The organism is Pseudolysinimonas kribbensis (genome assembly GCF_030161895.1).
In the GTDB taxonomy this organism is placed as follows: Bacteria; Actinomycetota; Actinomycetes; order Actinomycetales; family Microbacteriaceae; genus Pseudolysinimonas; species Pseudolysinimonas kribbensis.
In genome coordinates this window covers 633,552-658,565 of sequence record NZ_BSVB01000001.1, presented here as the reverse complement: position 1 = coordinate 658,565, position 25,014 = coordinate 633,552, and the positions used below count along the sequence as shown (strand labels likewise).

The 25,014-nt window shown below is 71.9% G+C and carries 23 protein-coding genes and 2 pseudogenes; 18 read left to right on the top strand and 7 right to left on the bottom strand.

The window, feature by feature from the left end; all coding sequences use genetic code 11:
• Positions 1 to 184: 184 nt before the first annotated feature.
• The 6 genes from rpsB (at position 185) to QQK35_RS03655 (ending at position 4,355) form a co-directional block, all read left to right on the top strand.
• Positions 185 to 1,288 (top strand): 30S ribosomal protein S2, encoded by a 1,104-nt coding sequence (gene rpsB / locus QQK35_RS03680; RefSeq protein ID WP_284252964.1) that lies wholly within the window; start codon positions 185 to 187, stop codon positions 1,286 to 1,288.
• A 75-nt stretch (positions 1,289 to 1,363) separates the two neighbouring features.
• On the top strand, positions 1,364 to 2,191 hold the full coding sequence (gene tsf, locus QQK35_RS03675) for a translation elongation factor Ts (RefSeq protein WP_284252963.1): 828 nt from the start codon (positions 1,364 to 1,366) through the stop codon (positions 2,189 to 2,191).
• Between the two features lie 226 nt (positions 2,192 to 2,417).
• Positions 2,418 to 3,152: a UMP kinase gene (pyrH, locus tag QQK35_RS03670; RefSeq protein ID WP_284252961.1), complete on the top strand. Its 735-nt coding sequence runs from the start codon at positions 2,418 to 2,420 to the stop codon at positions 3,150 to 3,152.
• Positions 3,149 to 3,364 (top strand): hypothetical protein, encoded by a 216-nt coding sequence (locus QQK35_RS03665; protein WP_284252959.1) that lies wholly within the window; start codon positions 3,149 to 3,151, stop codon positions 3,362 to 3,364. Before pyrH ends, QQK35_RS03665 begins: the two co-directional genes overlap by 4 nt.
• Complete coding sequence (locus QQK35_RS03660) at positions 3,340 to 3,516, top strand: hypothetical protein (protein WP_284252957.1); 177 nt, start codon at positions 3,340 to 3,342, stop codon at positions 3,514 to 3,516. Before QQK35_RS03665 ends, QQK35_RS03660 begins: the two co-directional genes overlap by 25 nt.
• The gene (locus QQK35_RS03655) at positions 3,513 to 4,355 is read left to right on the top strand and encodes a DUF3097 domain-containing protein (RefSeq protein WP_284252955.1); all 843 of its coding nucleotides are present in this window, start codon (positions 3,513 to 3,515) and stop codon (positions 4,353 to 4,355) included. The genes QQK35_RS03660 and QQK35_RS03655 overlap by 4 nt, the downstream gene beginning before the upstream one ends.
• A gap of 43 nt (positions 4,356 to 4,398) precedes the next feature.
• On the opposite strand, the gene QQK35_RS03650 is transcribed toward QQK35_RS03655, so the two are convergent.
• A complete protein-coding gene (locus tag QQK35_RS03650; RefSeq protein WP_284252953.1) occupies positions 4,399 to 5,013 on the bottom strand; it encodes a TetR/AcrR family transcriptional regulator in 615 nt (204 codons plus the stop codon).
• A 91-nt stretch (positions 5,014 to 5,104) separates the two neighbouring features.
• Here QQK35_RS03650 and QQK35_RS03645 point away from each other — a divergent pair, with 91 nt between their 5' ends.
• The 3 genes from QQK35_RS03645 (at position 5,105) to QQK35_RS03635 (ending at position 8,231) form a co-directional block, all read left to right on the top strand.
• The gene (locus QQK35_RS03645) at positions 5,105 to 6,562 is read left to right on the top strand and encodes an MFS transporter (protein WP_284252951.1); all 1,458 of its coding nucleotides are present in this window, start codon (positions 5,105 to 5,107) and stop codon (positions 6,560 to 6,562) included.
• Positions 6,563 to 6,623: 61 nt separating this feature from the next.
• Positions 6,624 to 7,175: a ribosome recycling factor gene (gene frr / locus QQK35_RS03640; RefSeq protein WP_284252949.1), complete on the top strand. Its 552-nt coding sequence runs from the start codon at positions 6,624 to 6,626 to the stop codon at positions 7,173 to 7,175.
• A 258-nt stretch (positions 7,176 to 7,433) separates the two neighbouring features.
• Positions 7,434 to 8,231 (top strand): phosphatidate cytidylyltransferase, encoded by a 798-nt coding sequence (locus tag QQK35_RS03635; RefSeq protein ID WP_284252947.1) that lies wholly within the window; start codon positions 7,434 to 7,436, stop codon positions 8,229 to 8,231.
• On the opposite strand, the gene QQK35_RS03630 is transcribed toward QQK35_RS03635, so the two are convergent.
• On the bottom strand, positions 8,201 to 8,614 hold the full coding sequence (locus QQK35_RS03630; RefSeq protein ID WP_284255586.1) for an FAD-dependent monooxygenase: 414 nt from the start codon (positions 8,612 to 8,614) through the stop codon (positions 8,201 to 8,203). The genes QQK35_RS03635 and QQK35_RS03630 overlap by 31 nt on opposite strands.
• 356 nt (positions 8,615 to 8,970) lie before the next feature.
• Positions 8,971 to 9,405: pseudogene (locus QQK35_RS03625) on the bottom strand (FAD-dependent monooxygenase); the annotation flags it as partial.
• 93 nt (positions 9,406 to 9,498) lie between these two features.
• Between QQK35_RS03625 and QQK35_RS03620 the strand changes: the two are divergent.
• The 6 genes from QQK35_RS03620 to QQK35_RS19575 are packed head-to-tail and all read left to right on the top strand — an operon-like array spanning position 9,499 to position 12,067.
• Complete coding sequence (locus tag QQK35_RS03620; protein ID WP_284252945.1) at positions 9,499 to 10,050, top strand: DivIVA domain-containing protein; 552 nt, start codon at positions 9,499 to 9,501, stop codon at positions 10,048 to 10,050.
• 38 nt (positions 10,051 to 10,088) lie between these two features.
• Positions 10,089 to 10,718 carry an aggregation-promoting factor C-terminal-like domain-containing protein gene (locus QQK35_RS03615; RefSeq protein WP_284252943.1) on the top strand — a complete coding sequence of 210 codons (630 nt, stop codon included), beginning with the start codon at positions 10,089 to 10,091 and terminating at the stop codon, positions 10,716 to 10,718.
• A 35-nt stretch (positions 10,719 to 10,753) separates the two neighbouring features.
• Complete coding sequence (locus QQK35_RS03610; protein ID WP_284252941.1) at positions 10,754 to 11,038, top strand: hypothetical protein; 285 nt, start codon at positions 10,754 to 10,756, stop codon at positions 11,036 to 11,038.
• Positions 11,035 to 11,775 (top strand): alpha/beta hydrolase, encoded by a 741-nt coding sequence (locus tag QQK35_RS03605; protein ID WP_284252939.1) that lies wholly within the window; start codon positions 11,035 to 11,037, stop codon positions 11,773 to 11,775. The genes QQK35_RS03610 and QQK35_RS03605 overlap by 4 nt, the downstream gene beginning before the upstream one ends.
• Complete coding sequence (locus QQK35_RS03600) at positions 11,757 to 11,972, top strand: rhodanese-like domain-containing protein (RefSeq protein ID WP_284252937.1); 216 nt, start codon at positions 11,757 to 11,759, stop codon at positions 11,970 to 11,972. The genes QQK35_RS03605 and QQK35_RS03600 overlap by 19 nt, the downstream gene beginning before the upstream one ends.
• Positions 11,969 to 12,067, top strand: coding sequence for a hypothetical protein (locus QQK35_RS19575; protein WP_348534877.1), 99 nt, complete (start codon positions 11,969 to 11,971; stop codon positions 12,065 to 12,067). Before QQK35_RS03600 ends, QQK35_RS19575 begins: the two co-directional genes overlap by 4 nt.
• Positions 12,068 to 12,090: 23 nt before the next feature.
• Here QQK35_RS19575 and QQK35_RS03595 read toward each other — a convergent pair whose 3' ends face one another.
• Positions 12,091 to 13,149 carry an AI-2E family transporter gene (locus QQK35_RS03595; protein ID WP_284252934.1) on the bottom strand — a complete coding sequence of 353 codons (1,059 nt, stop codon included), beginning with the start codon at positions 13,147 to 13,149 and terminating at the stop codon, positions 12,091 to 12,093.
• A gap of 50 nt (positions 13,150 to 13,199) precedes the next feature.
• Positions 13,200 to 15,176 (bottom strand): hypothetical protein, encoded by a 1,977-nt coding sequence (locus QQK35_RS03590; RefSeq protein WP_284252933.1) that lies wholly within the window; start codon positions 15,174 to 15,176, stop codon positions 13,200 to 13,202.
• Positions 15,177 to 15,438: 262 nt separating this feature from the next.
• On the opposite strand from QQK35_RS03590, the gene QQK35_RS03585 reads away from it, so the two are divergent.
• Entirely contained in the window at positions 15,439 to 17,160 is a 1,722-nt protein-coding gene (locus QQK35_RS03585) for a DUF8094 domain-containing protein (RefSeq protein WP_284252931.1), read from the top strand.
• A 19-nt stretch (positions 17,161 to 17,179) separates the two neighbouring features.
• Positions 17,180 to 18,112 carry a co-chaperone YbbN gene (locus QQK35_RS03580; RefSeq protein ID WP_284252929.1) on the top strand — a complete coding sequence of 311 codons (933 nt, stop codon included), beginning with the start codon at positions 17,180 to 17,182 and terminating at the stop codon, positions 18,110 to 18,112.
• Positions 18,113 to 18,120: 8 nt separating this feature from the next.
• Here the strand turns inward: QQK35_RS03580 and glgB are convergent, their stop codons facing one another.
• Entirely contained in the window at positions 18,121 to 20,340 is a 2,220-nt protein-coding gene (glgB, locus tag QQK35_RS03575; RefSeq protein WP_284252928.1) for a 1,4-alpha-glucan branching protein GlgB, read from the bottom strand.
• Positions 20,337 to 22,328 carry an alpha-1,4-glucan--maltose-1-phosphate maltosyltransferase gene (locus QQK35_RS03570; protein ID WP_425564987.1) on the bottom strand — a complete coding sequence of 664 codons (1,992 nt, stop codon included), beginning with the start codon at positions 22,326 to 22,328 and terminating at the stop codon, positions 20,337 to 20,339. The genes glgB and QQK35_RS03570 overlap by 4 nt, the downstream gene beginning before the upstream one ends.
• 119 nt (positions 22,329 to 22,447) lie before the next feature.
• On the opposite strand from QQK35_RS03570, the pseudogene glgP reads away from it, so the two are divergent.
• A pseudogene (gene glgP / locus QQK35_RS03565) lies at positions 22,448 to 24,989 on the top strand (alpha-glucan family phosphorylase).
• The last annotated feature ends 25 nt before the right edge of the window (positions 24,990 to 25,014 follow it).

Sequence of the window (25,014 nt, the reverse complement as noted above, 5' to 3'; positions counted from 1 at the left end):
TCCGCCCCGGCGGGGTGACTTCGCGTGCCATTCGGCCACCGCATCCATTCGGTCCTTCCCGCAGTACAGCGAGCAGGCGGATGCGCGCCCGGCACCAGGGATCGCGACCACCGTCGCCGATCGACACAACCGAGAAGACGCCGGCCGCTGCGCGAGCGGAGCCGGCAGAAGAAGGAGAACGGCCATGGCCGTCGTCACCATCCGCCAGCTGCTCGACAGCGGCGTGCACTTCGGACACCAGACCCGCCGCTGGAATCCGAAGGTCAAGCGCTTCATCCTGACCGAGCGCTCCGGCATCCACATCATCGACCTGCAGCAGTCGCTGGCCTACATCGACAAGGCGTACGACTTCGTCAAGGAGACGGTCGCCCACGGCGGCTCGGTGCTGTTCGTCGGCACCAAGAAGCAGGCGCAGGAGACGGTCGCCGAGCAGGCGCAGCGCGTCGGCCAGCCCTACGTCAACCAGCGCTGGCTCGGCGGTCTGCTCACCAACTTCCAGACGGTCTCCAAGCGCCTCGCGCGCATGAAGGAGCTCGAGGAGATCGACTTCGACGACACGACGAAGGGCTTCACCAAGAAGGAGCTCCTCATCAAGAAGCGCGAGCTCGACAAGCTGCACAAGACGCTCGGCGGCATCCGCAACCTCACCAAGACGCCGTCGGCGATCTGGGTGATCGACTCGAAGCGCGAGCACCTCGCGGTCGACGAGGCGACCAAGCTCGGGATCCCGATCATCGGCATCCTCGACACCAACGCCGACCCCGACGAGCTGCAGTACCCGATCCCGGGCAACGACGACGCGATCCGCTCGGTCGCGCTGCTGACGCGGATCATCGCCGACGCCGCCGCCGAGGGGCTCGTGCAGCGCCACCAGGCGCCCGCGGCCGAGGGCAACGTCTCGGCCGTCGAGCCGCTGGCCGAGTGGGAGGCCGAGCTGCTGCACGCCTCGGAGAACCCGCAGTCGGAGGCCGAGCGCATCGAAGCCGTGGACCAGGGCCCGGATGCCGAGGCCAAGATCGCCGAGATCGTCGCCGCCGAGGTGCCGGTGGAGGAGAACGACGCGGATGCCGACCTCGCGCTGACCGCGCCGGTCGAGGACGCGTCGCTGGTCGTCGAGCACGCGCCGGAGTCGGAGGAGGCCGCCGAGGCCCGCCTCGAGGCCGAGGCCACCGAGGCCGAGAAGCAGACGCCGGCCCAGAAGAAGGCCGCCGCGAAGGCGAGCGCCGAGGCCGACGCCGAGAGCGCCGAGTCCGCCGACGCCGAGCCCACCGCGGCCGCCGAGAAGTAACCCGCCCGCGCGAACGGAGATGCGGGCCGAGCGCCCGGCATCCTGAGTTCATCTGACATCAGTAAGGAAGCATCCATGGCCAACTTCAGTCTGGAAGACGTCAAGGCCCTGCGCGAGCGACTCGGCACGGGCATGGTCGACACGAAGAACGCCCTCGTCGAGGCGGAAGGCGACGTCGAGAAGGCCGTCGAGATCCTGCGGCTCAAGGGCGCGAAGGGCAACGCGAAGCGCGCCGACCGCTCGACGAGCGAGGGTCTCGTGTCGGTCGTCGAGTCGGCGACCGCCGCGACCCTGTTCGAGCTCGCCTGCGAGACCGACTTCGTCGCGAAGAACGAGAAGTTCATCGCGCTCGCCGAGCAGGTCGGGCAGGCGCTCGCGGACTCCGGCGCCGAGACCGTCGACGGGGCGCTCGCCGCCCCGGCCGGCACCGGCACCGTCGCGACCCTGATCGACGACGAGGCCGCGATCATCGGCGAGAAGATCGAGCTGCGTCGGGTCGCCCGCCTCACGGGTGACCACTACGCGATCTACCTGCACAAGACGAGCCAGGACCTGCCGCCGCAGGTCGGCGTCGTCGTCGCCTACCAGGGCGACGACGCGGCGACCGCGCGCAGCATCGCCCAGCACATCTCGTTCGCCGACCCGCAGTACCTCGCCAAGGCCGACGTGCCGCCGGCCGAAGTCGAGAACGAGCGCCGCATCGTCGAGGAGATCAGCCGCAACGAGGGCAAGCCCGACGCGGCCCTGCCGAAGATCGTCGAGGGTCGCCTCGGCGCCTTCTACAAGCAGGTCGCCCTGCTCGAGCAGGAGTACGCCCGCGACAACAAGCAGAGCGTCGGCAAGGTCGTCGCGGATGCCGGACTGACGATCCAGGGCTTCGCCCGGTTCAAGGTCGGCGCCTAACGCATCGCACAGCGCATTGCACGAAAGGCCCGGGAGCGATCCCGGGCCTTTCGTCGTCCGACGGTCGCGCAACTCGGGTAGCGGCGGCCCGTCGTCCACCGGTGCTGCGCGAACGGCTTCCGCGGCCCGAGTTCGGCGGAGGTGGCGGCGAAGCGAGCTCCGCCGGCATCTACGTACCCCGCCCCACCGGTTACCCTGGACCGAGCCGACCCCGCGAGGAGCCCCCATGACCGACCGCCGCCGCCGCGTCCTTCTCAAGCTCTCCGGAGAGGCGTTCGGCGGGGGATCGCTCGGCGTCAATCCCGATGTCGTCTCCGGCATCGCGCAGGAGATCGCCGCCGTCGTTCCGAAGGACGAGCACGACCCGGAGGGCGTCGAGGTCGCGGTCGTCGTGGGCGGCGGCAACTTCTTCCGCGGCGCGGAGCTCAGCCAGCGCGGCATGGACCGCGGGCGCGCCGACTACATGGGCATGCTCGGCACGGTCATGAACGCCCTCGCCCTGCAGGACTTCCTCGAGAAGGCCGGCGCCCCGGTGCGCGTCCAGTCCGCGATCACGATGTCGCAGGTGGCCGAGCCCTACATCCCGCTGCGTGCCGAGCGCCACCTCGAGAAGGGCCGCGTCGTCATCTTCGGCGCCGGTGCCGGCCTCCCGTACTTCTCCACCGACACCGTGAGCGCCCAGCGCGCGCTCGAGATCGAGGCGGACGCCGTGCTCGTCGCGAAGAACGGTGTCGACGGCGTCTACTCCGCCGACCCGCGCACCGACCCGAACGCGCGGAAGCTCGATCGCGTCACCTACCAGGACGCGCTCATCCAGGGTCTCAAGGTCGTGGACTCGACCGCGTTCAGCCTGTGCATGGACAACCGGATGCCGATGTACGTCTTCGGCATGGAGCCGGCCGGCAACGTCACCACGGCGCTCCGCGGCGGCGACGCCGGCGGCACGCTGGTGACGGCGTGAGCTCGACCGCGCACATTCTGAGTGCCGGAGCCGTGCGGCGCCGGGCGCCGTGGGACGTCGCGCTGTCGGTCGTCCTGCTCGTCGTCGCCTACCTCGCGTACTGGATCGGCACCGTCTTCGCGTTCGTGAGCCTGTCGATCCTGGCGCCCTGCCCGGACGGGGTCTGCGGTACCGCGCAGGCGGGGGCGTGCAGTTCGTCGCGGCCCTCGTGATCTTCCTCCTCGGCGTGGCCGGCACGGCGGCGACGATCGTGCTGTTCCTGTTCCGCCGGCGCTCGTGGTGGGCCGCCGCGACGACGCTCGTGCTCACGGTCGCCGGCTGGTTCACGGCGTTCGGCCTGTACTCCGCAGCGCTCACATCGTGAGCGACGACCGCTACGGCGGCGACGTGCTCGCGGGCGACTGGCGCCGCGCCGGCCGCCCGGTCGTCCCCGAGGTGGATGCCGATCCGGGCCTGGTCGTGGAGCTGCCCGAGCCCGGCGGCCGGGAGGGGTTCGTCGGCGCCGTCCTCGGGGTCGTGAAGGGCGTCGTGGAGCTCGAGGACCGGCGCGGGGCACGGCGCTCCTTCCCGCTCGGCGCCGGGTTCCTCGTCGAGGGGCGCCCGGTGCGGCTGCGGGCTCCCCGCATCGCGACGCCGACCGCCGGGGCCCGCACGGCATCCGGTTCGCGGGCCGCGCCGGAGCAGCGCGCCCGGGTGGCACGCGCCCATCGCATCTGGGTCGAGGGCCGGCATGATGCCGAGCTCGTCGAGAAGGTGTGGGGCGACGATCTGCGCGCCGAGGGCGTCGTGGTCGAGTACCTCGAGGGCGTCGACCATCTCGCCGACCGGCTCGCCGAGGTGCGCCCCGGGCCCGAGCGCCGCATCGGCGTTCTCGTCGACCATCTCGTGCCGGGGTCGAAGGAGAGCCGGATCGCCGAGGCCGCGAGCGGCGCGCACGTGCTCGTCGTCGGACATCCCTACGTCGACGTCTGGCAGTCGGTGCGGCCCGAGCGCCTCGGCCTGCAGCGCTGGCCGGAGATCCCACGGAGCACGGAATGGAAGCACGGCATCTGCGAGGCGCTCGGCTGGCCGCACGCCGACCAGGCCGACATCGCCCGTGCCTGGCAGCGGATCCTCGGCCGGGTGCGCAGCTACACCGACCTGGAGCCCGCGCTGCTCGGGCGGGTGGAGCAGCTCATCGACTTCACGACGGCTCCCGAATGACCATTTTGTGCAGGTTGCTCGTGCAGCGCCCCGCACAAAGTGGTCATTCGCGGGTGGTGACGCCGGCGGTCAGCGCGGCGAAGAGGCGGGCGAGGCGCCGGCCGTGGTCGGTCGCGAGCTCCTCCTCCGGGTCGCCCGCGAGCACGCGTCGCGCGGTCTCGACGAGCACGGTGCGGTAGCCGGCGATGAATAGCGCGGCGAGCAGGGTCGCGTCGCCGTCGAAGCCCGGATCGCGCTCCAGCTCCTTGGCGAGGGTGCGCTCGAGGTCGAAGCCCAGCTCACGCGCCCGCGAGATGAGGGCGGGGGATGCCGCGACGGTCCGGAAGAACGGCGCCGCGAGCGGCGCGAGGCCCGAGAGCGCATGCCGGCGCGCGACGAGGTCGTCGGCTGCGGCGTGGAGGGCGGCGAGGACATCGGTGCCCGGGTCTCGGTCGCGCACGGCGCCGAGCAGCACGTCGGAGGCGTCCACGGCGCGGTCGAGGAAGAGGTCCTCCTTGCGCGGGAAGTGATTGAACACCGTGACGCTCGAGACGCCGGCCTCGCGGGCGACCTCGGCGACGGTGACGGCGTCGAAGCCGCGTTCCAGGAACAGCCGCGACGCGATCCGGGCGATGCGCTCGCGCGTGCGCGGGCCGCCGCGCTCTGCTGTCCGGGGCATTCCCGACCTCATTTCCTTGTGCGACTAACTTTAGTGTGTAAAGTAATCGCATGACCACACCGACCGCCGCCACCCGGCGCTCCCCCGATCCTTGCGCGATGCGTGGATCGCGCTGGCAGGGCTCTCCGCCGTCTTCCTCTTCGAGATGCTCGACAACTCGATCCTCAACGTGGCGCTGCCGACCATCGGGCGCGACCTGCACGCCAACACGACCTCCCTGCAATGGGTGACGGGCTCCTACGCCGTCGTCTTCGGCGGCCTCATGCTGCTGTTCGGCGCCATCGCCGACCGGTTCGGCCGCCGGCGCGTGATGCTCGTCGGCCTCCTGCTGCTCGCGGTCGTGAGCCTCGGCACGCTGTTCGTGAGCTCCATCGGTGAGCTCATCGCCATCCGGGTGGCCATGGGGGTCGCGGCGGCGATGACGACCCCGGGATCGATGGCTCTGGCCTTCCGGCTGTTCGGCGACGACGGCACCCGGGTGCGCGCCATCAACCTCATCTCCACCGTCGGTCTCATCGGTCTCGCTGTCGGGCCGACCGCCGGCGGCCTCCTGCTCGCCGTCGCGCCGTGGCAGGTGCTGCTGCTGGTCAACGTGCCGATCGCGTTGCTCGCGTTCGCCGGCATCCTGACCGGGATCGCGCCCGACGTCGCGACGGACCTGCACCGCGTGCCGCTTGACCTCGCGGGCGCGGCGCTCGGCACCGGCACCGTCGTCCTCGCGCTGGTCGCCCCGACGCTGTTCGTCGACGAGGGCGCCGGATCGTGGATGCCGTGGGCCGTCGCCGCGGCCGCGGTCGTCGCCGGCGCATCGTTCGCCGTCCGCCAGCGGACCGCGCGCCACCCGCTGCTCGACCTGCGCCTCATCGCCCGTCCGCTGGTCTCCAGCGGGCTCGCCTTCAAGGCGGCCGCCGGTCTCGCGATCGCGGCGCTCGGCTTCCTCGTCACGCTGCAGCTGCAGCTCGCGTGGGGGTGGTCGCCCGCCGCCGCCTCGCTCGGGATGCTGCCGCAGGTGATCGTGCTGATCGCGGGCGGCGCGATCGTGAGCCCGTTCGTGCGGCGGGTGGGGCTCGGGCGCGCCGCCTGGATCAGCGCCGGCGCGGTCGTGGTCGGACTCGCCGTCTGGACGGTGCTTGGCTCCCTCGGCTACGTCTGGGTCGCCCTCGCGCTCGCCCTGGTCGCGGCCGGTCTCCGGGTGGTCGGCGTGGTCGCGGGCACCAACGTGCTGCGCGGGCTGCCCGCGAACCGCACGACGATCGGGGCGGCGCTCGTCGACACGGCCTCCGAGGTCACCACCGGCGTCGGCATCGCGGTCGCGGGCACCGTGCTCGCGGCCCTGGTCGGCGGCGACATCACGTCGTCGTGGACCGCCGCCCAGTCCGCCGGGTTCCAGGAGGGCGCCCTGATCGCCGGCGCCGTGGTCACGGCGATCGCCGCGGTGCTCGTGACCGTCGGATTCCTCCGCGCACGAGCCGGCGACGCGGCCGTGGCCGCCCCGGATGCCGCGCCGGCGACCGGTCCGGTGCCGGATGCCGCGGCCGATCCCGCCTGACCCGCGCCGCTCGGCCACCCGGCTAAGCTGGATCGACGTATGTTCCCGTGAGGAGATCGACGTGATCAGTGACGTGCTCGCCGAGGCCCGCGAGAAGATGGACCGTGCCGTGGAGGTCGCCAAGGACGACTTCGCGACCGTGCGCACGGGGCGCGCCAATCCCGCCCTCTTCCAGAAGATCCCCGTCGACTACTACGGCACGCCCACGCCGCTGAACCAGCTGGCGGGCCTGCAGAACCCCGAGGCGCGCACCCTCATCATCACGCCGTACGACAAGACCGCGCTCAAGGAGATCGAGAAGGCGATCGTGGCCTTCCCGAACCTCGGCGCCACGCCGACCAATGACGGCACGATCATCCGGGTGACGATGCCCGAGCTGACCGAGGACCGGCGCAGGGAGTTCGTCAAGCTCGTGCGCTCCAAGGGCGAGGACGCGAAGGTCGTGCTGCGCAACCTGCGCCGGAAGGCCAAGGACGACCTCGACGGCCAGAAGGAGGTCGGCGAGGACGAGATCGCCCGCGCGGAGAAGGAGCTCGACGCGATCACGAAGACGCACGTCGACGCGATCGACGAGGCGCTCAAGCACAAGGAAGCCGAGCTGCTCGAGGTCTGATGGCGATCCCGCCCGACGAGCCGACCCCGGCGCCGCGAGCCGATCGGCGTCACGCCCCCGAGCCGACATCGAGGCCGGGCTGCGGGAGGCCCGCGCCCAGCTGGATGCCGCCAACGAGGCGATCAACCGCCGCAGCGGACGCAACCTGCCGGCGGCGATCGGCATCGGCATCCTGCTCGGCGGGGCGCTGATCGTCTCGCTCATCATCCTCAACTGGCTGTTCGTCATCTTCGGCGCCGTGCTGGCCGGCTTCACCGCGTGGGAGCTGTCGACCGCGATCCGGGTGGGGGCCGGATGACGCCCCGCGTCGTGTCGGTCGTGGTCGGCATCCTCGTCATGCCGGTCGCCTTCTACGCGGCGGCGCCGCCGGACCCCGACGGCTTCGCCTTCTGGCGCGACGTGACGCACCCCTACGGACTCGGCGTCTCGGTGCAGGGCCTCTGGCTGGGCGTGCTCGCCGCGATCGTCATCGTGACGCTGTGGCGGCTGGTCGAACTGCTCCTGCCGACGCACCGCACGGGCGGGCGCAACGTGCTGCTCGACATCGGCGCGGGCGTCTTCGTGCAGGTGTACGTGACCTTCATGGCGGGCTTCTACATCGTGCTGACCGCGTCATCCGGGCCGCACGCGAGCTCCGTGGGCGGCCAGTACTGGACGCTCGCGTGCATGATCATCGTGGTCGCGACCGACACGGGCGCCTGGGGAACCGGGATCTGGCTCGGCAGGCACAAGCTCGCCCCGAACATCAGTCCCGGCAAGACCTGGGAGGGGTTCGCGGGATCCATCGTGGTGGCGATCATCGCCGGCGCGATCCTCGCGCCGCTCATGCTGCACGTGGCGATCTGGGTCGGAGTCGTCATGGGCGTGCTGCTCGCGCTCGTCGGCACCGCGGGCGACCTCACGGAGTCGCTCATCAAGCGCGATCTGGGAGTCAAGGACATCTCCAGCTGGCTGCCGGGGCACGGCGGCTTCCTCGACCGGCTCGACTCGATCCTGCCGAGCGCGGCCGTTGCGTACGCGATCTACTACGTGCTGGGCGTCGCCGGACTGCGCTGATCCGACCGGGTCGGCGGCACGTCGTCGAGTCGCTCCGGCCGGAACCCCCGCCCGACGATCCTCGCGGCCGCGCGCCGGGCGATCGGGAGCGCCAGGGCGAGCATCGCGCGCTCGTACCAGCGCGGCGGTGTGCAGGATCGCGGCCGAGCGTCCCGCGATGAGCCGGTGCGCCCGCAGCTGCAGGGCCTGCATGTGGGTGACCGGGGAAGTCGTCGCCGCTGCAGCGCGGCGAGGTGCGGGGCGAGGTCGGAGCCGTCGCGCAGGGGAGCGGCGAGCGCGTTCGCCGCGGCCACGGCATCCTGGATCGCGTAGTTGATCCCGACCCCGAACGCGGGCGACATCGCGTGCGCGGCGTCGCCGATCGCGAGCAGGCCGGGGTCCACCAGCACTCGAGCCGATCGATCTGCACGGCGAGCAGCTTGACCTGGCTCCACTCGGTGATCGCCTCGGCGGAGCCGCGCAGGAAGGGCGCCGCCCCGGTGATCCGGTCGCGCAACGCGCCCAGGCCGGCCGCACGCACGTCGTCGAAGGCGCCCTTCGGGATCAGCAGGCCGCACTGGTAGTAGCCGGTGCGCGGGATGGTCACAAGCATCGTGCGCGGCGTCACGTAGGCGAGCGTGTCGGGCGGCACCTCGCCCGCGGGTAGATCGAGCCGGAACCAGAGCACGTCGATCGGCACGCCGAACTCTCGCGGCGTCAGGCCCGCCTCCGCCCGCAGCCGATCGTCGCGCCCGTCGGCGAGCACGGTGAGATCGGCGTCGATCCGCAGCTCGCCCCGGTCGTCGCGGGCGACGAGCCCCGTCGTGCGGCCGGTGTCGTCGCGCTGCAGCGCCACCGCCTCCGTCGACATGAGCAGCCGGAAGCCCGGCAGCGTGCGCCCGTGCTCGGCGAGGAGGTTGAGCAGATCCCACTGCGGCATGAGCGCGATCTCGCGGTTCGGGCCCCGCAGACTCGCGAAGTCGATCGGGTGCAGGCGGGTGCCGTCGAGCACGATGTCGAGTCCCGAGACGCTGTGGTGCCGGATCGCCTCGAACCCGTCGCGGATGCCGAGCTGGTCGATGATGTCGAGCGTCGAGGGGTGCACGGTGTCGCCGCGGAAGTCGCGCAGGAAGTCGGCGTGCTTCTCGAGCACCACCACGTCGACGCCGGCGCGCGCCAGCCCGATCCCGAGCATCATGCCGCCGGGGCCGCCGCCCGCGATCACGCACCGCGCACGAAGCCTGCGCTGCTCCATGGTTCGCACACTACCTGTCGGTAGGATCGCCCGGTGAGCTCGACCTTCCCCCGTGTGTCCAAGGGCCGCGGCTACGACACGGCCGAGGTGGAGGAGTTCCTGGAGCTGGCGCGGCGCGCGTATTCCGCCCCGGCGGGCCAGGCCGGCCTCGACTCCGAGCGGATCCGCACGACCGCCTTCTCGATGCGGCGTCGCGGGTACCAGCCCGACGTCGTGGATGCCGCCCTCGAGCGCCTGGAGGACGCGTTCGCGACACGCGAGCGGCAATCCGCCGTCGAGAGCGCGGGCGACCAGGCCTGGTATCTGCGGGCCCGCGGGAGTGCCGAGGTCATCCTGTCCCGCATCTCGCGCCCGCGCGGTCATCGGTTCCGCCGGCTCAACTGGCTCACGGCCGGCTACTCCGTGCGGGAGGTCGACATCACGATGGACCGCATCCGGCGGTTCTTCCAGACGGGGTCGACCCTCGGTGTCGACGACCTGCGGCAGGTCGCGTTCCACTCCCAGCGCGGGGGATACGCCGAGGCCCAGGTGGACGCGCTGCTGGATGCCACCATCGCCGTGATCCTGGCGGTGCGCACACCCTGAGCGGCCCGCGGAGGGTCGTCGATTACAATCGGACGACTGTGGGCGGTTCATCGAGCGAAGCGGTGCACTATTCGCCGCGCCGCCACGCGGTGCGGGCGCAGAAGCAGGGCCGTGCGCGCTACGCGCTGTCGCTGCTGGCCGTGACGGTCTCGTTCGGGCTGATCGCGCTCACGCTCGCCCAGCCCCGGATGCCGGCGGTCGCCGCGACCGCCGACCCGCCGCGGCCGCACCACGGTCAGACGTTCGCGCTGTCCGCCGTCACGGTGGCGGCCGTCACCCGCGACGGGTTCTCGGTGACCAAGCCCGAGCCGCCCCGCGTCGCCGCCGCGCCGCGGCTGGGCGTCCCGCGCGCCGCCGCCCCCGATCCGGGCACGGCGCAGGCGATCGCGTACGGGATGCTGAAGGCCCGTGGCATGGGCGACGACCAGTACTCGTGTCTCGTCACGCTCTGGAACCACGAGTCGCACTGGAACGTCTACGCCGGCAACCCCGTCTCGGGGGCGTACGGCATTCCGCAGGCGCTGCCGGGCTCGAAGATGGCGAGCGCCGGCCCGAACTGGCAGAGCGAGGCGGCGACGCAGATCACCTGGGGCCTCGGCTACATCTCCGGCCGGTACGGCACCCCGTGCGCCGCGCTCGCGCACTGGCAGTCCTCCAACTGGTATTGACGCGGCCGGAGCTGACGCTTACGTAGGCTGGGATGGTGCCCCGCCGCCGCTTCCACGCGCCTGAGCCGGAGCCGCTCGATCTCGAGCGTGCCCTGGCCGGCCGGCTGCGCGTCGAGACGCGCCGCGACGGTGCGTGGAACGTGCAACCGCAGTCGGCATCGTCCGCGGTGAAGGTGTACGTCTGCCCCGGGTGCGGGGGCGACATCGAGGTCGGGACCGCGCACGTCGTAACCTGGCGCGCCGACGGCATCATGGGCGCCGATGACGACCTGGCCGGCCGCCGGCATTGGCACGCGCACTGCTGGAGGATCCGCACGTGAGCGACGCCGCCGAGGCCGCCATCGCGATCCGGTCGGGCGTCGAGCTGCCGGCCTGCCGCGAGAACGTCGAGCTGCACACGAGCGACGGCCTCACCCTGGTCGGCGAGCTCGCGCTGCCCCTCGATGCGGACCCGGTCGCGACGCTCGTGTGCCTGCATCCGCTGCCGACGCACGGCGGGTTCATGGACTCGCACATCATCCGCAAGGCGGCGGCCCGGCTGCCCGAGCTCGCCCGGATCGCGGTGCTGCGCTTCAACTTCCGCGGCGTCGCGTCGCCGCGCGGTCGCAGCGACGGCGAGTTCGGGCACGGGATCGCGGAGCGCGCCGACCTCGCCGCCGCGATGGACCTGGTGGCGGCCCGCGCGCTCCCGCAGCCGTGGCTGCTCGGCTGGTCGTTCGGAACGGAGGTCGCTCTCAAGTGGGGCCTCGAGCAGCCGATCGTCGGCGCGATCCTGCTCTCGCCGCCGCTGCATCGCACGACCGGGACCGAGCTCGCCGCCTGGCAGGGCAGCGGCAAGCGGCTGGTGGCCGTCATCCCGGAGTTCGACGACTACCTGCGGCCGGCGGAGGCCGCCGCCCGGTTCGCCGTCGTGCCCGACGCCGACGTGGTCGCCGTCGATGGCGGCAAGCACCTCTGGGTCGGCGAGAAGCAGACCGCCCGGGTGCTCGCCGAGATCGTCGCCCGCGTCAACCCCGCCGCCCTGCCCCTGCCCACGGAATGGAGACCACGGCGATGAAGAGCATCACACCGGCCGAGTTCGCCCGGCTCGACCACGCTGCGCTGATCGACGTGCGGGAGCCGTACGAGGTCGCCCAGGTGAGCGTGGCCGGCGCGGTGATGCTGCCGATGAGCTCGCTGCAGGAGCACCTCGCCGAGCTGCCGGAAGGCCCCTGTATGTCCTGTGCCACTCGGGCGCGCGCAGCGCGCGCGTGACGCTGTTCCTCGAGCAGCAGGGCTACGACGCCGCCAACATCGAGGGCGGCATCGTCGAGTGGGAGGCCTCCGGCCTGGCCGTGCAACGGGGCTGAGCCGACCCGAGCGCTCAGCGGATTCAGAGGGCGTTCTGCCGGGGCACGATGACCTGCTTCACGATGAGGAGGATCGCCGCCGCCACCGGAATAGCGATGAGGGCACCCAGGATCCCGAGGAGCGTGCCGCCGGCCAGAGCTGCGATCACGACGACGACACCCGGCACCTTGACCGCGCGGTTCATGATGTTCGGGCTCAGCACGTATGCCTCCACCTGCATGTAGATCAGGTAGTAGATCCCGCAGATGATGAGCGCCCAGATGTTGAAGTCGCTGAACAGCCACGCCGAGAACGTGATGATGATCGATCCGACGAGCGTTCCGACGAGCGGGATGAGCGAGAAGAGGAACGCGATGAAGGCGAGCAGTGCGTAGTACTTCACCCCGGTGGTCAGCGACATGATGAGCAGGAAGATGAAGCTCAGCACGCCGTTGCAGAGGCCCAGCCCGACCTGCCCGATCACGTAGCGCCCCACGGCCTTGCTGATCTGCTCCGAGATGTCGATGAACGTCTCGCGCTTGGTGGCCGGCACGAACTGGTAAAGGCCGCGCTTGATGCTCGACAGCGAAGCCACGAAGTACAGGGTCAGGATCGCGACGATGATCACCCCGAACACGCCGGAGCCGATCGTCGTGACGGTCTGCAGCACGCCGCCCGTGATCGACGACACGTTCTTGTTGAAGAAGTCCTGCACGTTCTGCAGGACCGCCGAGTACTCCAGCCAGGGGATCGTGCCGTTCCACCACGTCTCGATCTGCCCGTTGTTGAAAGCCTTGGTGATCGTCGGGATCTGCCCGATCAGATTGCTGATCTGGTCGCTCAGCACCGGGATGAGTGCGAAGACCAGGCCGGTGAAGACACCCAGGATGACGACCAGCACCGTGACGATCGCGGCGGTGCGCGGGAACTTGTGCCGCTGCAGGAACGACACCGCCGGATCGATGCCGAGCGCGAGGAAGAGGGCCGCGCCGACATAGGTGAGGATCGTCGCCAGCGACGTCAGGGCCCCGCCGATGACGATCGCCACGAGGACGCCGAGCCCGCCGAACAGGCCGAGGCGGAAGGCGTTCTGGATCTTCACGCTCGAAGGCTACCGGAGCGCTCCGTCGTCACCGCGCGGCGCGGCGCGGCTCAGGACGCGTGCTCGCGCTCGAGGGTCTCCTCGTCGACGTCGCCGGCATCGGCGGCCTCGTCGTCGGCCGATCCGGCCGGCTCGCCGGCGTTCGCGGCGGCGGGCTCGTCGGCCTGCTCCATCGGGAAGCCGTGATCGGCGGCGGCGCGCTCGGCCTGGGCGAGCATCCCGCGCAGGCTCTGCAGGTAGCCGGCCACCGACTCGCGCTCGACCCGGATCTGCCCGAGCCGCTCCTCGGCATCGCCGAGCAGCTGTGCGGAGCGCTCCTGAGCCTCGGCCAGCTGCGCCTTGGCCCTGGCGTCCGCGTCGGCGAGCGTCTGCTTCGCGCTCTGGCGCGCCTTCTCGATCGACTCGGCGTTCTTCTTCTTCGAGTCGGCCGCGATCCGATCGGCCTCGGCGCGCTTGTCCGCAGCGTCCTTCTGCGCGGCCTCGAGCTGCGCCTTGGCCTGACGCAGATACTCCTCCGTCGCCTTCGCCGCCTCCGCGTGCGTGGCGGCGTACTCCTTCTCGGCGGTGTCGCGCCGGGCGCTCAGCTCGACCTCGAGGTCCGAGCGGGCCTGCTCGGCCGCGGCCGCGAGGGTCGCCGCCTGGGCGTCCGTCTCGTGCTGGATGCGCGCGCGGTGGTTCTCGAGCTCGTGCTCGATCTCGGCGCGCTGCCGTGCCAGCTCGCGATCGTGGTCGGCGCGCTCCTTCTCCAGCTGCGCCGCGTGGACGCTGCGCGCCTGGGCGAGCTCCGCCTCCAGCGCCGATCGCGCACCGGAGACCTCGGCGGCCAGCGTGTCCTTCGCGCCCTTGCGCTCGGCCTTCCACGCCGCCTTCTCGCCCGCCAGCTCGGCGTCGTGCGCCGCGCGGGCGCCGGTCAGGTCCGACTCGAGCGAGCTGCGCTGCGCCGCGACCTCGGCATCGATCGCCGTGCGCTTGGCGGTGACCTCCTCGTCGATGCCCGCCAGCTTGGCGGCGAGCTCGTTCTCGACCTCGGTGCGTCGCGCGGTGAGCTCGGCCTCGAGCTCGGCACGGCGGCCGGTGATCTCCGCCTCGAGCTCGGCGCGCGAGCGGCTCACCGTCGCCTCGTGCTCGGCCTTGGCCTGCTTGACGGCGGCGTCATGCTCGACCTTCGCCTGAGCCGTGCGGGCGGTGAGGTCGGCGCGCGCCTTCTCGGTCTCGGCATCGAGCGCCGCGTTGGCGGCCGCAGTGTCCTGTTCGAGTGCGAGCCGTGCCTCGCGGGTCTCGCGCTCCAGGTTGGTGCGACCCTCCTCGAGCTCGCGCTCGAGGTCGGCGCGACGGCGCTGCTCCTCGGCGACGAACTCCGCGCGGGCGCGCTCGGTGTCACGGGAGAGGGCGGCGGCCTCCTCCCGGGCGGCCGCGACCTCGCGCTGGGCGGCGACGCGCAGCTCCGCCGCCTCGCGCTCGGCCTCCGCGCGGATGGCGGCGCCCTCGCGCGCGCCGGTCGCCTTCGCGTCCGCGACCTCGGTCGCCGCGGCCCCGCGGATCGACGCGGCCTCGCGCTGAGCGTCCTGCAGCAGCGTCGCGGCCTCGTCGCGCGCGCGGGTCAGCAGCTGCTCGGCGTCGGCCGCGGCGTCCGCGCGCACCCGCTCGACGTGCTCGTTCGCCTCGCCGACGACGCTCTCGGCGTGCTCGGCGGCCTCCTGCCGGAGCTGGGCGACCTCCGCCTGCACGGCGGCGCGCATCTTCTCGGCGTCGATGTCGGCCTGGCTGATGAGGCGGGTCGACTGCTCCTCGGCGATACGGAGCGTGTTCTCGAGCTTGGTCCCGAGGCCCGAATAGGTGGGGGAGCCGACCTCGTCGAGCTCCGCCTGCAGGTCTTCGGCGACGGCCTGGAGGCGCTTGAGCTCCTTGGTCTGCTCCGCCTTGTCGGCGTTCGCCTTGATGAGGTCCCGCCGGAGCCGGCTGACCGTCTCGTCGACCTCGTCCTTTTTGTACCCTCGGAGCTCGGTCCCGAATGCGTCGTCTGCCACCGCTTCGCTCCTTGATCGCTTGGGGGAACCATCCGAGTGTAACGACGCCCGGTCACCTGACGACCCCCGTTCGGGGACGCCCGCGGAGGGCCCGCCCCCGCACCTGCCCAGAGTCCTCCCAGACGTTGGCCGGGCGCTCCGGTATCCTGGAACGTCTTCGTCCCCTGCCCCGCGTGCCCTTGGGCGGGTTACCGGCCGGCCCGAACGGCCCCGGACGGGTCGCGTCAATGCGTGAACCCGGCAGCACGAGAGGAGCTCCTACGTGCGATTCGTGATCGCGATCGTTCTCTTCGTGGTCGCCGCCGCCACGGTCGGCTACGGCCTCGCCCAGCGCACCTTCCTGGCCGGGCCCTCGTCGGTCACCCATGAGGTGACCGTCCGTGGCGACGCGCCGCTGACCCTCGTCGAGCCGGCGAGCCTGCACGCCCATCCGGGAACCCAGACGGTCACGATCGCGGGCAGCAAGACCGTCTTTCTCGCGGCGGGCCGCCGGAACGACGTGCGGGCATGGATCGGCACGACGTCGTTCGCCGACGTCGGCTGGAGCGCGAAGCGGCTCGCGTTCACCCAGCAGAGCGTGACCGGTCAGCATCGGACGGCTCCGTCGCCCGCGGGGTCGGACCTCTGGGTCCAGGAGTCGACCGGGTCGACCGAGATCACCCGCAAGATCGATGCCCCGAGCGATGTCGCGCTGCTCGTCGCCTCCAACGGCAAGAGCGCGGCGCCCGCCAGGATCAGCATCACCTGGCCGCTCGACAACTCGGCCCCGTGGTCGACGCCCCTGGTGATCGGCGGGATCGGCGTGCTGCTGCTCGGCCTGCTCGCGTTCATCTGGGCACTCGTCCACGCTCGCCGCCGCCGCGGACCCCGCCGCAAGACCCCGCGGACGCCGCGCAACCCGCGCCCGCCCCAGCTGCGCCGCGGGGCCGATCGGAAGGCGATCGAAGCGCCCCAGCGCGGCCGTCGCCGCAGCGCGGCCCTGGGGCTCGTCGCGGCCGGCGCCGCGTCGCTGCTGCTCGCCGGCTGCACGAGCGCCGTCACGCCGGCGGTCACGGCCAGCCCGACCCCGGTGGGACCCAAGCTGCAGCCCACCGCCGTCACCGGACCGCAGCTGGACCACATCCTGGATCGCGCCGAGCACACCGTGGCGGACGCCGACAGCGCGCGCGACGCCACCCTGCTCGCGACCCGGATGGACGGGCCCGCGCTCGCCCTGCGCTCCGCGAACTACACGATCCGCGGCGCCAGTGCCGACACCCCGGCGCTCCCGGCGCTGCCGACCGGCAAGGTCTCGATCGCGCTGCCGCAGCAGACGAAGACCTGGCCGCGCGCCGTGTTCGCGGTCGTGGAGAGCGCGACCGATGCGAAAGCGGCCCCGGTCGGCATGATGCTTGTGCAGAACTCGCCGCGCGAGAACTACAAGATCACCTACGCGACCACGCTGGAGCTCGACGTGCCCGCCGTGGCGCCCGCGACGGTCGGGGCCCAGCGTCAGGCGGCCGACAACAAGATCGGCATCCTGCGACCCGATCAGCTCGCCGAGGCGTACGGCGACACACTGATCAACGGCGACAAGAGCAAGTACGCCGACGACTTCCAGGCCACCGGCGACAAGCTCGCGGCGGCGATCGGCGCCGCCTACAAGGCCAGCAAGAAGTCGAGCCTGCCGGCGACCGCGACCATCGTCTACACCAACACGGCGGGCTCCGGTGACACGGTTGCGTTCGGCACGAACGACTCCGGCCAGATCGTCGCGGTGGAGGATCACGACATCGAGACGGTCAAGCCGACGGAGACGGGCGCGGCCGTGAACCCGTCGGGCCAGGTGAAGACGCTCTCCGGCAAGTCGCAGTCCCTCAAGGGCATCACCGCGACCTACGGGCTGCAACTGCTGTTCTACGTGCCGCCGGTGAGCGCCAAGGGCAAGAAGATCCAGCTGCTCGGATTCGCCCAGGGGCTCATCGCCGCGAGCGAGGTGCCCTGATCGTGTCAGGATCGATCGCGTGAGCAACGTCCCTCCCGGTCCGAACCTGCGCGGGGCTGTCGACCTGTCCGCGCTCGTGCGTCGTGCGAACGCCCCCGCCCCGGAGCCCGGAGCAGCACCGGCGGACGGTGCGGCATCCGATGAGCTCGTCTTCGAAGCGGGCGACGCCTCGTTCCAGCGCGTCGTCGACCTCTCGGCCCGCGTGCCGGTCGTCGTCGAGTTCTATGCGGCGGGACTCCAGCCCGCCCTGAGCGGGCTCGTGCGGTCCTACGGCGGCCGCCTCGCGCTCGCGACGGTCGACGGCTCCGTGAACCCGCAACTCGCCCAGGCGTTCCAGGTCCGCGAGGTGCCGGCGGTCGCCGCCGTGGTCGCCGGTCGACCCGTGAATCTGTTCCTCGGCATGCCCGCGGAACCCGAGGTGCGGCAGGTCCTCGACGAGCTGCTTCAGCTCGCGGCGCAGAACGGCGTGACCGGCGTGCTGAGCCCGGCCGCCGACGCCGATCCCGACGCCCCGGCGCCGGAACCGGTCGAGGAGCCGTTGCCGCCCCACCATCAGGAGGCGTTCGACGCCATCTCGCGCGGCGACTACGCGACCGCCCTCGCGGAGTACGAGGCGGCCATCGCGCAGAATCCGCGTGACGAGCTCGCCGTCGCGGGGCTGGCTCAGGCCTCCCTGCTGCAGCGCCTGGACGGGGTGGATGCCGCCCTCGTGCGGTCGGCGGCCGCCGACCGCGGCGGCGACGTCGATGCCCAGCTCGCCGTCGCCGACCTCGACGTGAGCGGCGGTCACCTCGACGACGCGTTCGACCGGCTCCTGGACCTGTTCCCGGCGCTGCCGCAGGATGGCAAGGATGTCGTGCGCCGTCGGCTCCTGCAGTACTTCGAGATCGCGGGCGCCGAGGATCCGCGCGTGGTGGCGGCGCGCCGTCGGCTGACGACGCTGCTGTACTGACGCCCGCGTCAGGCCCGCTTCAGCCAGAGGGCCGCGAGCGGCGGCAGCGTGAGCTCCACCGACGCCGGGCGTCCGCCCCAGGGAACGTCTTCGACGTCGACGCCGCCGAGGTTGCCGACCCCGGAGCCGCCGAACTCAGCCGCGTCGGTGTTGAGGATCTCGTCCCACCGGCCGGCCGACGGCATCCCGACCCGGTACGGGCCCACCGGCGCGCCGCTGAAGTTGATGAGGCACGCGACCTCGTCGCCGGATGCCGAGCGCCGCAGGAAGGCGAGCACGTCGTTCTGCGGGTCGCTCGCGACGAACTCGAACCCGGCGTCGGAGAAATCGCGCTCCCAGAGCGCCGGCTGCTCGCGGTAGATCCGGTTGAGCTGCCCGACGAGCCGCAGCAGCCCCTGGTGCGCCGGCTGGTCGAGGATCCACCAGTCGAGCCCGCGCTGCTCGCTCCACTCGGAGGGCTGGCCGAACTCCGACCCCATGAACAGCAGCTGCTTGCCCGGATGCGCCCACATGTAGGCGAGGTACGCGCGCACGTTGGCGAGCTTCTGCCACTGGTCGCCCGGCATCTTGCCGAGCAGCGAGCCCTTGCCGTGCACGACCTCGTCGTGGCTGATCGGCAGCAGGAAGCTCTCACTGAACGCGTACACGAACGAGAAGGTCAGCTCGCTCTGGTGGTGGGAGCGCCACATCGGGTCCTCGTGCATGTACTGCAGCGAGTCGTGCATCCAGCCCATGTTCCACTTGAGCCCGAAGCCGAGGCCGCCCTGGTCGGTGGGCTTGGTCACGCCCGGCCACGAGGTCGACTCCTCGGCGATCATCATGATGCCGGGATTGCGCTTGTACGCCGTCGCGTTCGCCTCCTGCAGGAAGCTGATCGCCTCCAGGTTCTCGCGCCCGCCGTACCGGTTGGGCACCCACTGCCCCTCGGCGCGGGAGTAGTCGAGGTAGAGCATCGAGGCGACCGCGTCGACCCGGAGTCCGTCGATGTGGAACTCCTCGAGCCAGAACAGCGCGTTGGCGACGAGGAAGTTGCGCACCTGCGAGTCGCCGAAGTTGAAGACGTGCGTGCCCCAGTCGGGCTGGTCGCCGAGCCGCGGGTCGGAGTGCTCGTACAGCGGCTCGCCGTCGAACCGGGCGAGCGCCCACTCGTCCTTGGGGAAGTGCCCCGGCACCCAGTCCATGATCACGCCGTAGCCGGCGACGTGCAGCCGGTCGATGAGGTACCTGAGGTCGTCCGGATGCCCGAACCGGCTGGTCGGCGCGTAGTACCCCGTCACCTGGTAGCCCCACGATCCGCCGAACGGGTGCTCGGCCAGCGGCAGGAACTCGACGTGGGTGAACCCGGTCTGCGCGAGGTACTCGATGAGCTCGTCGGCGGCCTCCCGGTAGCCGAGCCCGGGGCGCCAGGAGCCCAGGTGGATCTCGTAGACGCTGATCGGCCCGGCGTGCGGGTCGCTCGCGGCCCGCTTCGCCATCCACGCCGCGTCCGACCAGGTGAAACCCGACACCTCGATCTTGGAGCCGGTCTGCGGCGGCGTCTCGGTGAAGCGCGCCATGGGGTCGGCGCGGGTCACCCACCGGCCGTCGGCCGTGAGCAGCTCGAACTTGTAGATGCCGCCCGGCTCGAGCCCCGGCACGAAGAGCTCCCACACGCCGTTCTCGTCGAGCCGGCGCATGGCGTGCCGGGTGCCGTCCCAGCCGTTGACGTCGCCGACGACGCGTACCGCCTGGGCGTGCGGCGCCCACACCGAGAACGCCGTGCCGTCGATCCCCTCGTGCGGGCGGTGGTGGGCGCCGAGCGCCTGCCACAGCTGCTCGTGCCGTCCCTGCGCGAAGAGGAAGAGGTCCATCTCGCCGAACGTCGGCACGAAGCGGTAGGGGTCGTCGGCGGTCCATTCCGGGCCGTCGGCGTACGTCGCCTCGACCCGGTAGGCCTGGCCGGAACCGGGGAGGAGGCCGTGCCAGAGGCCGTCCTGCACGTGCTCGAGCGCCACTCGCGTGCCGTCGGCCCGCACGATCGTGACCGATGCGGCGAGCGGCCGGACGACGCGCACGACGAAGCCGCCCGTCGGGTCGGCGGAGTCGAGCGGGTGCTGTCCGAGCGCGTCGTGCGGGCGCGGGTGCCGGCCCTGCACGAGCGCCGCGATGTGGTCCGGATGCAGGGCGGGCAGCGCGGGCGCGGCGGCATTCCCGTCCTGCGGGGCGGCATCCCCGCGCTGCGCGGTCATCGGCGCACCTCCAGGATGTGCACGGGCTCGGCGAACGCGTCGAGCCGCACGTAGTCGGTGTCGCTCCAGATCCAGTCGGCGCCGCTGACCTCGTCGTGCACGCCGAAGCGCTCGCCGGGAGCCAGGCCGAGCGCCGCGAGGTCGAGGTGCACGATCGTCTCGCGCACCGAGTGCGGGTCGGTGTTGGCCACCACGATCACGGTGTCGGGCGCCCCGGACCCGGTGAAGCGCCCGTCGAGGTGCTTGGAGTACACGAGCACGGCGTCGTCGTCGCTGCGGTGCACGGTCAGCCCTCGCAGCTGCGCGAGCGCCGGATGCCGGCGCCGCACGTCGTTGAGCATGCTCAGGTAGGGCGCGAGCGTGCGTCCGCTCGCGGCCGCCCCGGCCCAGTCGCGGGGCCGGTACTCGTACTTCTCGTTGTCGATGTTCTCCTCGCTGCCGGGGCGGGCGACGTCCTCGAACAGCTCGAAGCCCGAGTAGACGCCCCACAGCGGGGCGGCGGTCGCGGCGATCGCCGCGCGGATCTTGTAGGCCGGCACGCCCCCGAACTGCAGGTACTCGGTGAGGATGTCGGGGGTGTTCACGAACAGGTTGGGCCGCAGGTAGTCGGCGTCCTCGCCCGAGATCTCCTGCAGGAACTCCTCGAGCTCCGTCCGGGTGTTGCGCCAGGCGAAGTACGAGTACGACTGCTGGAACCCGGCGCCCGCGAGCGCGTGCAGCATCGGCGGACGGGTGAACGCCTCGGCGAGGAAGACGGCATCCGGATGCGCGTCGCCGATGTCGCCGAGAAGCCACTCCCAGAAGTCGAGCGGCTTGGTGTGCGGGTTGTCGACGCGGAAGATCCGCACGCCGCGCTCGATCCACAGCTCGACGATCCGCCGCACCTCGGCCCGGATGCCCTCGGGGTCGCGGTCGAAGTTGAGCGGGTAGATGTCCTGGTACTTCTTGGGCGGGTTCTCGGCGTACGCGATCGTGCCGTCGGGGCGCTGCGTGAACCACTCCGGATGCTCGGTCACCCAGGGGTGGTCGGGCGAGCACTGCAGCGCCAGGTCGATGGCGACCTCCAGCCCGGTGCGCTCGGCCTCCTTGAGGAACGCCTGGAAGTCGGCGAGCGTGCCGAGGTCGGGATGGATCGCGTCGTGACCGCCCTCGGCCGCCCCGATGGCCCACGGGCTGCCCGGATCGTCGGGTCCGGCCTCGGGGGAGTTGTTCGGCCCCTTGCGGAACGTTCGCCCGATCGGGTGGATCGGCGGCAGGTAGACGACGTCGAACCCCATCGCCGCGATCGCCGGCAGGCGCTTCGCCGCCGTGCGGAACGTGCCGCTGACCCATCGCCCGGCGCGCGGGCCGGACTTCGGGCGCTTCGCGCCCTCCGAGCGCGGGAAGAACTCGTACCAGGCGCCGACCCCGGCCGCGCGTCGCTCGACACGCAGCTCGAGCGGCGGCGTCACGGTGTCGAGGCTGACGATCGGGTCGGCCGCGATCGCCGCCTCGAGGCGGGGGTCGTGCGCGACCGAGAGACGGGCGGCGGGGGTGAGCTTGGCATCCGAGAGAGCGTCGCGCGCCTGCACCTGCAGCCGGCCGCCGGGCCGGCCGAGCAGCTGCGCGCCCATCGCGAGCACGAGCTCCACGTCCTGCCCCGCCGGGATCTTGATGTCGGCGTCGTGCAGCCAGCTCGCCCAGTCGTCGCTCGCCGCGTGCACCTGGTAGCGCCAGGATCCGGCGGTGTCGATCCGCACCTCGACGCCCCAGCGGTCCAGCCCCGGCTCGAGCTCGGTCATGCGGTGCCGCGTCTCCGCGCCCGACGGGTCGGTCAGCACGAGCTCGACGAACAACAGCCCGTGCCCCTCGCGGAAGACGGTCGCCGCGAACGGCACGACCTCGCCGACGACCGCCTTCGCGGGCCAGCGCGCCTCGGGCTGGAGCGGGCGGAAGTCGCGGATCGGGATCCGACCGATCCGCGGGGGACGTGCAACGCGGGTCGCCACGTTCCGACGCTAGCGGGTCGGCGTGTCGCGGCGAGGCGGCACGGAGGATGCGTCCAGGTGCTGCTCGGGTAGGCGGGCGTGTCATCCGGCCGCCTCGGGAGTGACCTAACGTGGACCCGGTGAAAGCCATCCGACGATTCACCGTCCGCACCGTGCTGCCGGAGGCTCTCGGCGCTCTGGACGAGCTCGCGACCAATCTGCGCTGGTCATGGCACGGGCCGACGCAGGACCTCTTCCGCGACGTGGCGCCGCAGGTCTGGGACGCGCAGGGTCAGGACCCGATCGGCATGCTCGGCGCCGTTCCACCGGATCGGCTCGAGGAGCTCGCGGCCGACGAGGGCTTCGTCGGACGCGCCAACGCCCTGCGCGACGACCTGCACGCCTACATCCGCGAGCCGCGCTGGTACCAGTCGCTCGGCGATGACACCCCGAAGACCATCGCCTACTTCTCGCCCGAGTTCGGGATCGCCGCGGCGCTCCCGCAGTATTCGGGCGGTCTCGGCATCCTGGCCGGCGATCACCTGAAGGCGGCCTCGGATCTCGGCGTGCCGATCATCGGCGTCGGGCTGTTCTACCGCGCCGGCTACTTCCGCCAGGCCATCTCGCGCGACGGCTGGCAGGAGGAGAGCTACCCCGTGCTCGACCCGGACGGCCTGCCGATGCGCGTGCTGCGGCATCCGGACGGCACCGCCGCCCAGGTGGAGCTGGCTCTGCCGGACGACCGCACGCTCACCGCGCGCATCTGGCAGCTCGAGGTGGGCCGGGTCTGCCTGCTGCTGCTCGATACCGACGTGCAGGAGAACGACGACGAGCTGCGCGGGGTCACCGACCGGCTGTACGGCGGCGGCGGGGAGCACCGGCTGCTGCAGGAGCTGCTGCTCGGGATCGGCGGCGCCCGCGCGGTCAAGACCTTCACCCGGCTGCAGGGCATCCCCGCGGCCGAGGTGTTCCACACCAACGAGGGGCACGCCGGGTTCCTCGGCCTCGAGCGCATCAGCGACCTGGTCGGCGACGGCCTGAGCTTCGCCGAGGCGCTTCAGGCAGTGCGCGCCGGCACGATCTTCACGACCCACACTCCCGTGCCGGCGGGCATCGACCGCTTCGACGCGGCGCTCGTCGAGCGCTACTTCGACACCGGCCTGCTGCCCGGGCTCGAGGTGGCCGATGTGCTGGCGCTCGGCGCCGAGCCGGAGTCCATGAGCCCAGGCGCTGAGGGCGGCACGCCCGGCACCTTCAACATGGCGGTCATGGGCCTGCGACTGGCGCAGCGCGCGAACGGCGTGTCGAAGCTGCACGGCGCGGTGAGCCGGCACATGTTCGGCGCGCTCTGGCCGGGGTTCGATGCGGACGACGTGCCGATCACCTCCATCACCAACGGCGTGCACGCACCGACCTGGACCGATCCGCGGATGTGGCGCCTGCGCGGCGACTACAGCGAGGGCGCGGTCAGCGACGCCGATCTGTGGGCGCTGCGCTCGCGGCTGCGGGCGCAACTCGTGGAGGACGCCCGCCGGCGCGAGGCCGCCGCATGGTCGGAGGAGAACCCCGGCCTCTCGACGCCGACCTGGATCCAGCGGCTGCTCGACCCGGATGTGCTCACGATCGGCTTCGCGCGGCGGGTGCCGACCTACAAGCGGCTCACGCTCATGCTCACCGACCCGGAGCGGCTGCGGAGGCTGCTCACCGATCCCGACCGCCCCGTGCAGCTCGTGATCGCCGGCAAGTCGCATCCGGCCGACGACGAGGGCAAGCGCCTCATCCAGCGCCTCGTCGAGTTCTCGATGGAGAGCGACGTGCGCGGGCGCATGGTCTTCCTGCCGAACTACGACATCGGGATGGCGCAACTGCTCTACCCCGGAACGGACGTCTGGCTGAACAATCCACTGCGCCCCCTCGAGGCATGCGGCACCTCCGGCATGAAGGCGGCGCTCAACGGGTCGCTGAACCTCTCGATCCTCGACGGCTGGTGGGCCGAGTACTTCGATGATGAGAACGGCTGGGCGATTCCGTCGGCCGACAGCGCGGGGATGCCGCGGAGCGCGACGCGCTCGAGGCTGCGTCGCTGTACGACCTCATCGAGCACCAGATCGCGCCGCGCTTCTACGACCGCGGCCCGGACGGCGTGCCGACGCGCTGGGTCGCCGGCATCCGGCACACCCTGCAGACGCTCACGCCCGCGCTCTCGGCGGATCGCATGGTCACCGAGTACGTGGAGCGGCTGTATCTGCCGGCGTCACGGGCCCAGGCGGCGATCTCGGCATCCGGCTACACGCCAGCCAGGAGCTCGCGGCCTGGAAGCAGCGGGTCACCGCGGCGTGGCCGCAGGTGCACGTGACGCACGTCGAGTCCGGAGGGGTCGACGCGACCCCGCAGGTGGGGGAGCAGCTGCACGTGCGCGCCTATGTGGCGCTGGGCGAGCTCACGCCCGGCGACGTGTCGGTCGAGCTGGTCTCGGGGCATGCGCGGGAGGACGACGATCTCGCCGGGGTGCGGCACCTGCCGCTCGCGTTCGAGACGATGTCCGACGGCGCGAGCGTCTACGCCGGGTCGATCACGCTCGAGCGCCCGGGCGCCTTCGGCTACACCGTGCGCGTGGTGCCGACCCACCCGCTTCTCGCGTCTCCCGCGGAGCTCGGCCTCATCGCGACCCCGGCGGCCTGACTCGCGAATGACTACTTTTTGCCGC

Bases quoted from the DNA above. Each gene is read 5' to 3' on its own strand.
- rpsB (WP_284252964.1), top strand. From the start codon at position 185: ATGGCCGTCGTCACCATCCGCCAGCTGCTCGACAGCGGCGTGCACTTC.
- tsf (WP_284252963.1), top strand. From the start codon at position 1,364: ATGGCCAACTTCAGTCTGGAAGACGTCAAGGCCCTGCGCGAGCGACTC.
- pyrH (WP_284252961.1), top strand. From the start codon at position 2,418: ATGACCGACCGCCGCCGCCGCGTCCTTCTCAAGCTCTCCGGAGAGGCG.
- QQK35_RS03650 (WP_284252953.1), bottom strand. From the start codon at position 5,013: ATGCCCCGGACAGCAGAGCGCGGCGGCCCGCGCACGCGCGAGCGCATC.
- QQK35_RS03600 (WP_284252937.1), top strand. From the start codon at position 11,757: ATGGAGACCACGGCGATGAAGAGCATCACACCGGCCGAGTTCGCCCGG.
- glgB (WP_284252928.1), bottom strand. From the start codon at position 20,340: ATGACCGCGCAGCGCGGGGATGCCGCCCCGCAGGACGGGAATGCCGCC.